Consider the following 13,701-nt stretch of genomic DNA (forward strand, 5'->3'; position numbering starts at 1 on the left):
GGTTATCCTCTTTAAGTGACGATAACCGCTTCTTCTTAGGCATCTGTATAGAACAGCTCAACGATTAAATCGTCATTATAGTTGCCAAAGCCTTTGCCAAAAAGGGTAATGCCGCCAATATGCTCGGCATCCTCATCGACAGAAAGTTTGAAGGTCCACTGCTTGTTGCGGATGTTCACTTGATCCAGTGTAACGTCAGAGAGTTTCAGACCATCCATAAATGTGCCTTTAGGTGTTACGCGCAGTTGTTTAAGTAGGCCGTATTGGTTCGTGAGTGCTGGCCACCAAGCCGGTGTGTATTTGCCGCGTCTGTCTCCGTAATCACCGGGACTTGTCCAGAATCCGAGCTTCACTCCGTTCAGTGTGAAAGTGATATCGGAGGGCCAATTATTATTAATGGAGGGCGCTTCGGAAGCAATCTCCATCGTAATAATTAGTTCCTCTGGCTGTTGACTGGAGAGGAGAAAGTTAGGGATTTTATATTCGATATATCCTTTGCCGAACCAAAGAATACCAGCATTCATACGCTCGAGATCCCAGAAATAACGGGGGTCATCAAAGCTGCCAATCACTTGCTCCGTAGTTGCTAGACCGCAGGTAGGCTCGATCAGGAAGTCGGAATAATGTCCAACAGGAATTTCCTTGCGGTAGCTTTTGCGCTCATTGATTTGTCTGCCCGGAAAGGTGATTTCGGTACTTTCAGCAGCTAGTGTACAGATCTTTTGCAGACCACTTCGTCCAGGCGCCATATGTGTCTGGATGAGTCCTGCAGCTTCCAGCTTGCGCACATGCATAGTCATAATGGCGCTGCTCAAATTTACCGCTGCGGCCAATTCCTTGACATTCATAGGATTCTCGGCAAGCAAACGCAACAGATGTAGACGCACTGAGCTGGCTAAAGCTTCGTAGACGGGAAGAGATTCTTCCGACAGGTCAAGTTTCATAGATGGCCTCCTATTTTAAATTTATGGTTACGCGCTGATGATTTAGAAATTAAGTAGTTTATTAATAACAAAGGTCAAATTATCGTTTTTTCAAGATGTATAGTTAATGATTATATTATTTAAATGCTTGTTTTACAATACGAAAGGGAGAAAATTTCTGAACGCTCTTTCATAATTGATAGCGTGATTCGAGAAAAAAAGAACGGAGCCTGAGGCTCCGCTCTCTTTTCAGATGATGATTCTCTTAATTTACATTCAAGTTATACTCTGTCAGTATTTCGTCTGATTTGAGTGCTCTGCTGTAAATCTTCAGTTCATCAATCATTCCCTTATAGGGTACATCCCAATAGTTTACGCCAAGAGCGAATACACCATTCTTGTTTCTAAATACATTAGGAAAATCCTCACCGGAGAATTTCTCAACTCCGTTGATATAAACCTTAACTGTACCGTTTTTGACTGTAAACGCTACATGTGTCCATTGTTTTTCTGGGATAGTCATACCTGTAAGAGCATCGTACCAAGCCTGACCTGACCACAACAGTGTTATACCATCACTGTTCTGTGGTACAAAACTGATCCAGCTATTTATCGAAGCAGCACCGAAGAAGGTTGTTGTTGCTTTTGTGAGCTGCTCAGGGTTGAGCCACATAGATACTGTGTAAGTATCACTGTCAATTAATCCATCAGGCAACCGGATACCCGAAACACCGTCAAATACCGCTGCTTGATTAGAGATACCGTTACCGTAAGTGATGTTACCTACAGTGGGAGCTTCGATTTTAATTCCCGTAACCTGCCCAGTACCAACCAATTGGAGGGAGTCATCAAGGTTTCCATCAAAAGCATAATAGGCTACTCTACCATCCGTAACTTTTACCTTATAATCAGCAGTAACACCACTTCCATCAGTCGCGGTGGCTGTAATCACTGCTTCGCCACCGACCGCAAGCGCTGTTACCGTTCCGCTTACAGCATCAACTGAAACTATGTTGGAGTCACTAGAACTCCAGGTTAGTTTCTTATTTCCGGCATGGGTAGGCAGTACTTTTACTTGAGGTGTAAAGCTATTTCCTAATTCCAGTGCTTTTTCAGGCTCCGTTATGGTTATCGTACTTACTTTAACATTACTGTCGGGCTGACCGTGTACTAGCAAGTCTACAGCTTCTGCGGAAAGTGCACTTTCGTAGATCCGCAGGCTATCGATCAAACCTTTGTATGGGATATCCCAATAGTTTACACCTAGGGAGAATACTGCATCCTCGCTATCAAAAACATCCGTAAATCCTTTTCCTGTGTACTTCAATTCTCCGTTAACATACAGTTTCACAGCTCCAGCATCGTAAGTGAAAGCTATGTGGGACCATTGGTTAACTGGAATTTGCATGCCTGCTTCTGCATCATGGAAGGTTTGGCTACCAAACCACATCCGAGTTGTAGCTCCGCCGTTTCCATAAGGCAAGAGGCTGATCCAATTGGTATCTGTTGTAGCACCAAAGAAAGCAGTGGTGAATTGTGTCAATTCTTGTGGGTTAAGCCACATGCCTATTGTATAGGTGTTGCCTTTAATCAAACCGTTCGGTAGACGAACACCGGAGTTACCGTCGAATTTGGCTGCAAGGCCTTCTTCACCCGTCTCGTAGGTGATGGTACCACCCGTATTGTTAATCCGATTGCCGGTAATTGTACCCTTATCAGTACGATCTCCGTTCTCTGAAAGATCTCCTTCAAAATCATACGCGGCCACCAAACCGTCTTCCAGCATATTGCCGGTCAGTTCCATTACAACGATAGTAAAGGTCTTCGTTGCAGTAGATTCACCCAGTGTAATCGTAGCAGTAAGCTCAACCGTTGCATTTCCGAGTCCTTTTTCTGGACGAGTAACTGAACCATCGTTTTCTACTACGTCTGTATTGGAAGATGACCATGTAATAACCGTTCCTCTTACGGCCTCAGTTGGGAGTGTAAGATCTTTGTATACTTTACTTGTGTTGCCCAAGCTTAAACTATCTTTAATATTGGATACAATTTGTTCGGTGCTGAGCAGTTCAATTTGGCTGCCCCAGACAGTAACACCCTTGTTGGACATAGCTGTGAAAGTCATAACATTGCTTTGGCGGGAGGAATCCCATTGCTTCACAAATACACCTTTGTAGAGATTTTTTACGGCAGCTCCGTTTTCAGTTTCATTGAGGAGTAGGTCAGCGTAATACTCTCCTTTTAGCTCCCAAGTACCTGTTACAGATCCTGTAATGGTGCCATCACTGTGCAGTTCGATATCTGTTGTAGATTTGATTTTAGCGGAAGTGTCTTTCCCATGATTCACGAACTGATAGGCTCCAACAACATCTTCCTGCTTAACAGCTGTGATAGTTTCACCTGTGTAACGGTGAGCGGAAGTGACTGGCCAGCCGTCTTCATTCGTGAACATTTGATGCACACGAAGCTCATGTGTTTCACCGCGCTGCGGGAAACGAGTATGGAAGAAGTTGAAGATTTTACCGGTCTCTTCGTCGTAATTCACTGAATTATGACCTGATGCTACATAACCGTAGGTTTGGAAGTCAGGGTCGCTATTCAAATTTGTGAACATGAAGTTTCCGAGGACTTTGTTGCCGACCGCTGAATGGTCATTGCTCGTTGCGAGCACTGCACTTTGTCCGGCAGCATCCACATAAGGGCCGTCCGGATTCGTTGATCGGAACTGACGCATATTGTAACCACCGTCGGACGCCAATCCTCCATAAGTCACATACAAATAGTAATAACCGATATTCTTATCATAAGCGATATAAGGTCCTTCACCTGATTTGGTCATCCCGCCGGAAATATGGGTTCCGAAATAGCGGTCAATTAAACGTCCATCAGCAGTTTTGCTATCTTTGCCTGGATATTTAGGGTCGCCGGTAGCTGGATCGATTTCCAGAATAAATATGCCGCCTGACCATGATCCATAAGTCATCCATAGCTTGCCATCTTTATCGTAGAACAAGGTAGGGTCAATTGCGTTTGTATATGTTTTATTCTTATAAGAGCCGCCTGCATCAAACCAATCGGGGTTGAAACCTTCTAGTGTTCCGTTATCAATAAGCTTCTGAATATTAGTGTTTGTCCATTTTTTATTGATCTTGCTGTTAGTATCGTAATCCTCGTCCTTGGTGAAACCGGAATAGATTACGGTATTCCCATAGGTGTAAGGACCCTCGATATTTTGCGAAGTGGCAAAGCCAATCGCTGAGCGGATGTAAGTGGAAGAAGCACTGTAATACATCATATAAGCGCCAGTTGTTCCGTCTGCATTCTTATAATCCTCATTATAGAAAACGTCCGGAGCCCATATGGAGAACCCGTCTTTACTGTCAGAATCGTTTTCTCCAGCCCATTTAAAGGATTCTGCCAGATTCGCGGAAAGATCACCAAAGAGTACGTTGCCCGGTGTTGTATAGCCGTTTGTGAAATGAGTCCAGTTCATCAAATCGTTTGATTTGGCTGCATCGATGTGAGACCCGAACACATAATACGTACCTTTGTCTACGACTACGGAGGGATCATGTACTGAAACATTGGTGAGTGTTGGTGCCGTAGCTCCCGGAGTAGGTGTTGCTGTCGGAGATGGTGTAGTAACTGCGCCGCCGTCCGATCCGCCAGAACCTGATCCACCTGTACCTATGGTTGCCGTAGCTGTCGGAGTAGGCGTTTCAAATTTGATTAGGTGGCTGAATCTACTGTCAAAGCCAACTTTCCCGGTACCTTGGATAGTAATCATATCGTTTATGCCAAGGATGAGATTCTTGATTTCTGTACTTGCCTCTACACGCAGCTTAGCTAATTGCTTCAGTGTAACTTCAGCAATACTGCCTGCAGCTAGATGTAATGTAGGCACTCCCAACGCTTGTACCTCGGCGGAATCAAAGTTCCCTCTTAACGTGATGATTGAATCGTTCGGGAGCGTATTCTCGATAATAACCCGGCCGAAGCCTGCGCCCGTTAAAGTACTATCTTCCTCAAGCGTTACACCGGAATGTACACGTACACTCGGTATGACACTCGATCCTTTAGTAACGATGCGGAGTTTGCCGTTACGCTTATCTACGACCATGTCGGCAACATTAGAATTGTTGAATACAATACTATTCTCTCCGCCGCCGAACACGTATACTTTTCCTTTTACAGTGATGTTATTCAGCGTAATGTCGCCTTCTGCAATACCTTCGGTAAGGTACAGGTTTCCGGAGATAGTGGAGTTGTTCAATTCAACACCCGGGCTACTGATAACCATATTCTGAGTGGTAATCCCTGTATAGCTCCCGCTCTTTGAAGTGATTTCCCCGGCTAACTTTTCAATCATACGAAGAGCTTCTGCTCTTGTTACTGCCTTTGCGCCTTTAAAACTGCCGTCACTATAACCATTCAAATAACCTTCACCAAATAAAGATAATACAGCTTCTTGGCTCCAAGAAGGTAAATCTTCAACATCTTTCGGAGCAGAGGTATTCGCGGAAGCATTAAGCTGGAATAGTCTGTGCAGCATTACTGCGGCTTCTTGACGACTTACTACCTGTTGGGGTCGGAAGGAACCGTCGTCATATCCTGATACATATCCTGCAGCTACTGCTTTCTGGATATCCTTGTAATGTGAGCCCGCTTCCAACACATCCGTGAAGCTGATTTCGGATTTTTCCTGCAAATTAAAGACCCGGTTAATTAATGTGACCCATTCCGCACGGGTGATCTCCTGGTTCGGTTTGTATATTCCTTTGCCATAGCCTGAAATTAAACCCTTATCTACCCAGGATTGAAAATCCTTCTGTGCCCAGTGACCCATATAATCGACAGTCTGTTGTTGCGTGGATTGTACGGTGGCTTTTGAATCGCTTGCAGAAGCCGCTGAAATAAGTGGTGCAGGTACTAGCAGAGTGAGTGCAAGAAGTGAAGCGGTTAGTTTACGAGTTGTTTTCCTCAAATTCATGATCCTCCGATTCTAGTGATTAGAAATTGCGGTGGTGCAGAAAAAAATGTGAAACGCTTACAATACAACTACTAAAAAAACGTTTCTCACAAATAGAAATGGATTTGTTTTAAGTTTATACAAACCATAGTGTGGAAAACGTTTCATATTGATCTCATTTTAAGCATGATATTAGCATATAGTCAAATAGAAATTTACGTAAAGATAAATCTTTTTATATTTTTATTAACGAAAGGTTGTCGAATATAGAGAGTAGATGTAGTACTTTAGAGGAGCGTTGGAGTTTTACAAATTGTGAATAAGAGGGGAAGGTGAATAAGAAATTGATAGGTGATAGGCTTGGTGAATATTGCATTGTAGGTAGGGGGGAGCTAATGAAGAATAATACAAATTAGTTGTTCGCCCCCATGAAAGAACCAACCTTGTTACGTGTATGCACTAGGAGATTTTAAAGATAATACAATTTGAACATGATGTCTTGATCATGATTTCCGAATTTTTTCCCGAAAATGGTTGCGCCTCCGACATGCTTGGCATCTTCCTTCACTTCGATCCGGAAGGTCCATCGGTCACAAGTTGTATCTAAATCCTCGATTGAAACGGAAGACAATGGGTCACCGTCAATGTAGGTTCCATTGTGATTGGTAATTCTGATCGTTTTTAGTAATCCATATTGGTTAATATTGTGCGGCCACCAATCTGGTGTGAATTTTCCTCTAGCATCCGCAAAATCCCCAGGGCTCGTCCAAGTTCCTAATTCCAAGCCATTCAAGGAAAAGGTGATGTCTGAAGGCCATACATCATTAGCAAACGGAAATTCGGAAGATAGCTCCAAGCTAATTTCAAATTGCTGCAAGGTTTCCTCTTTTTTTAGAAAGTTGGCAATATTGTATTGAACATAGCCTTGAGTAAACCATAGGATCTCAGCGTCAACTCTTTTGGAATCCATGAAATACTTAGGTTCGTCAACTCTGCCGATAAACTCTTTTTCTGTAGCAAGTCCGCATGTAGGTTTCAGATCATAATCCGTATAATGACCAATCGGCACGGATGTCTCGTAGGAGGCAAAGGAGTGGAAGATCTTCTTTGGGAAGTTAATCTCAATATGATCCACTCTTAGAATCGAGATTTTTTGCATCCCTGATTTACCAGGAACCTTTTCGGTTTTTATGAGTCCTGCGTCTTCTAGTTTTTTGATGTGTTTTGTTACGATAGGACTGCTTATTTTAAGTTCTTCTGCCAAATCTTTGATGTTCATCTTATTTTTGGAGAGCAACTGAATGATTTTTATGCGTACTTCACTTGCCAAGGCTTCGTAAACAACGAGAGAGGACTTGTCTATTTCCAATTGCATTTCATCCACTTCTTTCAAAGTTATTTCATATACTGTAAAGTTTATTAATCTATATATAAAGTAACACGAAAGATAACCGAAGTAAATAAAGTATCGCTTACATCTCGTAGTAATGAACTAAAAGGTTAATTAAGTTTAAAAAAAATCTCTTAAGTTTATTTAAAAGTTATTGACTACGCTTTCAAGACGAATGTATACTAAGCTTAAGTTAATCGTTTCCAAAGAAAGTTAACGCAAATGATTATCTTAACAATACAGCTGCAGGGGGAGAGAGTATTGAAAAAGAAATTCGGTATATTATTGGCAACAGTTCTAACGTTAACGACAGTGTTGGCAGGATGTGGTGGTAAAGATGATAGTAAGACGATTACATTCTGGACACCGCTGACTGGTGATGATGGTGCTTATATGGATCAAATTGTTAAAGACTACAATGCTACAAACCCAGAAATTAAAGTAAAACACGTGATCACGGCTGATATGTACACAAAAATTTCTACTGTTTTAGCTTCCAACAAAGGTGTTCCTGATTTGGCGATTATCCACGCTGACCGTGTTCCTGGGTTTGTTAAGCAAGGTGTCTTAGAAGCCATGCAAGATACCGTATTGCCAGCACAACCTGAACTAAAAGCTGAAAATTACTTACCTCAAGCTTGGAACACTGGTAACATCGACGGAACGCAATACACAGTACCTCTTGATATCCACAGTAATGTAATGTACTACAATAAAGATTTGCTCAAGAAATATAATGCGGAGTCATTCTTAGATGATAATGTTGTTACGATTGATGAGATGCTCTCCTTACAAGGTAAATTGGATGAAGGCGACTATGTAGTTAACGATGCTTTGCTGGGCTGGGTTATCTTAGCTCAAATCCAAGATTTGGGCGGAGACATCCAAGTTGATGGTAAGCCGGCTGTTAACACCCCTGTATTTAAACAAGCCTTTGAAAATGTTAAGAAAATCGCTGATGCGGGTCTGATGACTCCATTTGGTGAAGACGGTTACTTGATGTTCCAATCCCAAAACGTACTATTCTCTACAGACGGAACTTGGAGCTCTACAGCACATGCTGGGGTTGAAGGCTTGAACTTTGGTGTAACAAATGTTTATTCTCCAACACCTGATAAGTTCACGAATAGATCTTCTTCTCACTTGTTCGCTATGCTGAAGAACGACAAGAGAACGGACGAAAAAGAAGCAGGTATTGCTAACTTCTTGGAATATGTTCGTACAAACTCGATGGAATGGGCAAAAGCTGGACAAAACGTAGCAAGTAACGTAGTTAACCAAAGCCCAGAGTACCAAAATTATATGCAATCTTTCTTTACTTCTAATGAAAAAGAAATTGAATCCCTTTACATTTACACATATGAATACTACCCATACATTGCGGAAGCAGTAGATACTTATTGTGCAGATATTGTTCGCGGCAACGTTGATCTTGATGAAACCCTAGCAACTATGCAGAAATTTGTAGAAGATAAGATCGCAGAAAGCAGCAGTGCAGCCAAATAAAGTGAAATAGAATAGATTGTACGAAGTAATGTGCCATATCGTTGGTGCATTACTTTGTGCAAAAGGAGAAATGAAATCCTATGAAAAAGAAAATAAATTGGGCACCTGCCTTCTTTGTAGGTCCGCATGTCATTTTGTTTGCTGTCTTCATTTTATTGCCAACGATTTATGGGATTTATGCTTCATTTACAAAGTGGAATTTAATGAGTGATCCGGTTTGGGTAGGTTTTGATAACTATAAGGCCATTCTTTTTGATGGCAAATCAACGTTTCATACGCAATTTTTCAGAGGTCTGAAAAATACGTTGATCTTTGTGGGTCTCTCTGTTCCATTATTAATTGTGATCCCATTAATGGTGGCTGTTGCACTGGAACATAAAAAAGTTAAAATGAAGAGCTTAATTCAATCTATTCTCTATATTCCAGGCTTGATTTCGATTTCTGCGGCAGCACTGATCTGGCTCTTGATCTTTAATAAACAACTGGGGATCACAGGAAATCTGTTCGGATCACAAGTTGCGTGGCCTGCAAACCAGCCGTATGCGTGGATTATCATCATTGTAATCACATTATGGGGTGGTATTGGAGGCAACATGATTATTTATCGTGCTTCCTTAAGTGGCGTTGCGCAAGAATTATATGAATCAGCCGAGCTCGATGGTGCGGGTTCAATTAAAAGATTCACTAGTATCACCTTGCCATCTATTCGTTTTCCATTAATCTATACCTTTGTTATGACAACCGCCGGAGCCTTTAATGTATTCGGCCAACCGTTAATGATGACCGATGGCGGGCCTCGACAAAGTACACACGTACTCATGATGTATATTCGTCAATTAGCTTTCGGTAACGGTGAGTCCATCGCAGGGATGGCATCCGCTATGGCAGTGTTATTGGGATTAGTGATCTTGGTCATTTCAGCACTTCAATATTATGTAATGAACCGAAATGCAACCTAGGGATCTCTGAGACTAAGTGATTAACAAGGAAATGGAAAAGGTAGGTGTACTAATATGTCAAATCAGGCGGTAAACGGACTGGAAAATCATCCAGTTATAAATAGAACAAGAAAAGAAAAAGGCTCCTCCAATATCAGTATTTCGAAATATGTATCCTACACATTTTTAATTATTCTCTGTGTAATTTGGATCATTCCTGTGATCTTCGGAATTTCTACGTCATTTAGATCACAAACGGAAGTGGTTTCCTCGGGTTTTAGACTATTTCCTGAAACATGGGTCTTTGAGAACTATGTCACGATTCTGAATAATACTTCTACAGCCCCGATTCTACGTTGGTTAGGAAATTCATTGTTTATCGCGACATCGCACACCATTCTGGTAGTTATTGTGATCTCGATTACCGGCTTTGGATATACCCGTATTAACTTTAAAGGAAGAGACACGTTGTTCTTCACTTTGCTAGGGATTTCCTTCTTCCCCGGTGTGGTTAACTTGATTCCTTCTTATAAAATTATCGATTCCTTTGGTTGGGTGAATACTTCCTGGGCAATGATCATTCCTGGTCTTGCGGGTATGGGGAATATCTTCTTGGTCAGACAGTTTATGAACGGTATCCCGAAAGAGCTGGATGAGTCTGCAAAAGTGGATGGTGCCAGTGATTTTAGAATTTTTGCACAAATTATATTGCCGTTGGTTAAGCCGATTCTGATTGTTTGCGGTTTGTTCTCCTTTACGGGATCTTGGAATGACTTCCTCTGGCCGGTTATCGTGTACACAGATGTAGATAAAATGCCGGTTACAGCTGGTTTGCTCTTGCTTCAAGATATCTACGGAAACTATCGTATGATCGGGCAATTAATGGGCTCGGCGATCTTGGCGATTATTCCAACCTTGCTGCTATTTATATTTGCTCAAAAATACTTCGTTCAATCTATTAATTTGAATTCAGGTATTAAAGGGTAGATCGAATGAACAAAAACTTAAATACACCTTGCCTTCTTATGAGGAAGGGTGTGTTTTGGTGACCCGTAAAATAAAAATATAGAGAGATATAGGAGTTGTCATCATGAGAGAATTTAATGCAAAAAATCCGCTGATTGAGCAAAGAGCAGATCCTTGGATTTATAAACATACAGACGGATATTACTATTTCATAGCCTCTGTTCCAGAGTACGATAGAATCGAGCTTCGTCGCTCCGAATCCATTCAGGGATTAGCGGAGGCTGAGGGAAAGACGATTTGGGTTAAGCATGAAGCAGGTTTAATGAGTGCCAATATCTGGGCTCCAGAGATTCATTATATTGATGAAAAGTGGTACGTATATTACGCAGCAGCACATACGTCTGACACAAAAGACGGCTTGTTTGATCATCGCATGTTTGCCATAGAAAATTCATCCGCAAATCCTTTGGAGGGTGAATGGGTGGAGAAGGGTCAAATTAAAACGAAATGGGAATCCTTTGCCTTGGATGCAACCACTTTTGAGCACAAAGGCGTTAGATACTACGTTTGGGCACAAAAGGATCCTGATATCCCTGGTAATTCTAATATGTATATCTCTGAAATGGAGAATCCTTGGACATTAAAAGGAGAACAAGTGTGCATCACCACACCTGAATATGAATGGGAAAAAATCGGATTTTTGGTGAATGAGGGTGCGGCAGTTCTTAAGCGGAATGGACGTATTTTCATGACTTTCTCGGCAAGTGCAACAGATCATAACTACTGTATGGGGTTGTTAACTGCTGATGAGAACAGTGATTTAATGGATCCGAAATCTTGGGTCAAAACACCAGAACCTGTGTTTACGACTTCTGAAGAAAATGGTCAATATGGTCCGGGACATAATAGCTTTACAGTCTCAGAAGATGGCACACAGGATATCCTGGTGTTCCATGCCAGAAGCTATAAGGAAATTGTGGGAGACCCATTATATGATCCTAATCGTCACGCACGTGTGCAAGTGATCCAGTGGAATGAAGATGGAACGCCAAATTTTGGTGTCCCTAGACCGGATACGAAGTTAAATTTATAGCATAAGCCAATACATTCGCATATTTTAACATAATGCTTCTTTAGTGTGAGGAGCTTATAATATTCTTCTATTAATAAAGGGACGCTTCAGTAGCAATATGCTATTGGAGCGTCCCCTTTTCTTATAATGGAAGATCGCGTCGTCTGAATTGCTCGATCCCTAAGGCAAAAGCGAGCACACCGATCAATAGTAACCAACTGGAAACCTGAATGACCTCCACGTTGCCTTGAACGATTTTGCCAGGCTGATAGAAGGAGAATAGGGTCAGGTAACGTAACCCTTCCAGCTTATCACTTATTTTACCCAGCAAGTCTAGAGTGAAGAATCCGAAGGTGATGGCGCCGGAAATTCCAAGTGCTTTTTTCTCATCATTACATATTGAGGAGACAAGAAATGCAAGGCCCCCCACGGCAAAAAATAATAAAAAAGCCACGCTGTTCAGCTGAGCAAATCGGCCGCTGTTAAATTCATATTCACTGCCGAGGAACCATGCTTTACCTAATAATCCGGCGAGTGTGGTTACACCCATAATCAGGAGCAAAGCTGTCGTGAGTACAAGCGCCTGTGTGGTCGCTACTTTTCTCCGTGTTGTTGGGGCTATAAGCAGATAAGCCATAGAACCGCGATCCACAAGCCGAGCCATGAGCTGCGTCGACATTTGTACACATACAATAGATAGAATCAGTACCAGAATAAGTCCGTAATATTCTCCAGAGATAAAAGCCTCAGCACTGGTAAATCCGCTGTTTAATCCAAAAGCTTTTCCCACACCTTCCGGCATAGCTTTTATGAGGTCATCAATGGCTTGTGTGCTTCCGGCGATCCCCGGATATAGCCAGATCATAAACAGAATATAGAAGGCAGAACCGAAGGCGTAATTCATAATTCCTTTCAGGTTCACTCTCATCATTTCTTTATAGAGCGGAAGATTCATTGCACGGCCCCCTCACGGTCATAATAGTCCATGAAAATGTCCTCTAGATTCTGCGTAAATACATCTATACTGCGGATATTGTATTTTCCGGTCTCCTGAATGAATCGATCGTAATTGCCCTGAACGGCAATGCGGACCATGTTCCCTTCACGAGCTTCCACTTGCAGGCCGGAGGCGGCAAATTGTTCTGCATCTTCGCGATTCGCGAACACAACCTCAAACAGCTTCCGCTGCATCGATTGCAGTTCATGGATATTTTTCACAGTGATGATACGTCCGTCTTTAATGATTGCAGCGCGGTCACAGGTACGCTCAATTTCTTGAAAGCTGTGGGAGGACATTAGAAAGGTGGTTCCGGCTGCTTTTTCCTCTAATACGAGATCTATAAATACCTTTTGCATAAGCGGGTCGAGTCCCGAGGTAGGTTCATCCAGAATAATAACTTCAGGATTGTGCATGAAAGCTGCGACAATACCGACTTTTTGCTTCATTCCCTTTGACATTTTGCGGATCGGAGTTGCGGCATCAAATTGCAGTCGTTCAATCAGGCAGTCACGTTTGGTAGTGTTCTTCATCCCTTGCATGCCAGACATGAACTTAAGGAAGGAAATACCCGTCATCCCGTCAAAAAAGTTGATTTCACCAGGTAGATAGCCGATATGCTTCTGGACCGTGCCCTGTGCTTTCCATACATCAAGTCCATGAATACTCGCATAACCTTGATCAGGCATCATGAATCCCATGATATGTCTTATGGTTGTAGATTTACCCGCGCCATTTGGCCCCAAAAACCCAAACACCTCGCCTTTATTTACGGTAAACGTAACATCTTCGATTCCCTTGCCATTCGAAAATCGCTTAGTTAAGCCTTCAACTACAAGCATGCTACCACCTCCACTGCAAAATAATGAACTATTATTAATTAGATATTTCATATGTTATATTATTCCTAGTGAATAGTGAAGTCAATGGAATTATGAAA

The 13,701-nt window shown here is 42.1% G+C and carries 9 protein-coding genes; 4 read left to right on the plus strand and 5 right to left on the minus strand.

Features of this window, described 5'->3' with window-relative positions; all coding sequences use genetic code 11:
* Window positions 1–35: 35 nt before the first annotated feature.
* The 3 genes from ACN6MV_RS08105 to ACN6MV_RS08115 all read right to left on the minus strand — a co-directional run bounded on the left by ACN6MV_RS08105 (window position 36) and on the right by ACN6MV_RS08115 (window position 7,267).
* A complete protein-coding gene (locus tag ACN6MV_RS08105) occupies window positions 36–944 on the minus strand; it encodes an ArsR/SmtB family transcription factor (RefSeq protein WP_042125436.1) in 909 nt (302 codons plus the stop codon).
* 244 nt (window positions 945–1,188) lie between these two features.
* A complete protein-coding gene (locus tag ACN6MV_RS08110; protein WP_419886124.1) occupies window positions 1,189–5,907 on the minus strand; it encodes a LamG-like jellyroll fold domain-containing protein in 4,719 nt (1,572 codons plus the stop codon).
* Between the two features lie 454 nt (window positions 5,908–6,361).
* A complete protein-coding gene (locus ACN6MV_RS08115) occupies window positions 6,362–7,267 on the minus strand; it encodes an ArsR/SmtB family transcription factor (RefSeq protein ID WP_042125437.1) in 906 nt (301 codons plus the stop codon).
* 276 nt (window positions 7,268–7,543) lie between these two features.
* Here ACN6MV_RS08115 and ACN6MV_RS08120 point away from each other — a divergent pair, with 276 nt between their 5' ends.
* The 4 genes from ACN6MV_RS08120 to ACN6MV_RS08135 all read left to right on the plus strand — a co-directional run bounded on the left by ACN6MV_RS08120 (window position 7,544) and on the right by ACN6MV_RS08135 (window position 11,785).
* The gene (locus tag ACN6MV_RS08120) at window positions 7,544–8,788 is read left to right on the plus strand and encodes an extracellular solute-binding protein (protein ID WP_231574072.1); all 1,245 of its coding nucleotides are present in this window, start codon (window positions 7,544–7,546) and stop codon (window positions 8,786–8,788) included.
* Window positions 8,789–8,868: 80 nt separating this feature from the next.
* Window positions 8,869–9,747: a carbohydrate ABC transporter permease gene (locus tag ACN6MV_RS08125; protein ID WP_042125440.1), complete on the plus strand. Its 879-nt coding sequence runs from the start codon at window positions 8,869–8,871 to the stop codon at window positions 9,745–9,747.
* A gap of 54 nt (window positions 9,748–9,801) precedes the next feature.
* Window positions 9,802–10,713 carry a carbohydrate ABC transporter permease gene (locus ACN6MV_RS08130; RefSeq protein ID WP_042125442.1) on the plus strand — a complete coding sequence of 304 codons (912 nt, stop codon included), beginning with the start codon at window positions 9,802–9,804 and terminating at the stop codon, window positions 10,711–10,713.
* A 103-nt stretch (window positions 10,714–10,816) separates the two neighbouring features.
* The gene (locus ACN6MV_RS08135; protein ID WP_042125444.1) at window positions 10,817–11,785 is read left to right on the plus strand and encodes a family 43 glycosylhydrolase; all 969 of its coding nucleotides are present in this window, start codon (window positions 10,817–10,819) and stop codon (window positions 11,783–11,785) included.
* 121 nt (window positions 11,786–11,906) lie between these two features.
* Here ACN6MV_RS08135 and ACN6MV_RS08140 read toward each other — a convergent pair whose 3' ends face one another.
* Both ACN6MV_RS08140 and ACN6MV_RS08145 read right to left on the minus strand, forming a co-directional pair.
* Complete coding sequence (locus tag ACN6MV_RS08140; RefSeq protein WP_042125446.1) at window positions 11,907–12,719, minus strand: ABC transporter permease subunit; 813 nt, start codon at window positions 12,717–12,719, stop codon at window positions 11,907–11,909.
* Entirely contained in the window at window positions 12,716–13,603 is an 888-nt protein-coding gene (locus ACN6MV_RS08145; protein WP_339289846.1) for an ABC transporter ATP-binding protein, read from the minus strand. Before ACN6MV_RS08145 ends, ACN6MV_RS08140 begins: the two co-directional genes overlap by 4 nt.
* Between the last annotated feature and the right edge of the window lie 98 nt (window positions 13,604–13,701).

Source organism: Paenibacillus sp. B-A-8, from assembly GCF_048572915.1.
Taxonomy (GTDB): Bacteria; Bacillota; Bacilli; order Paenibacillales; family Paenibacillaceae; genus Paenibacillus_AQ.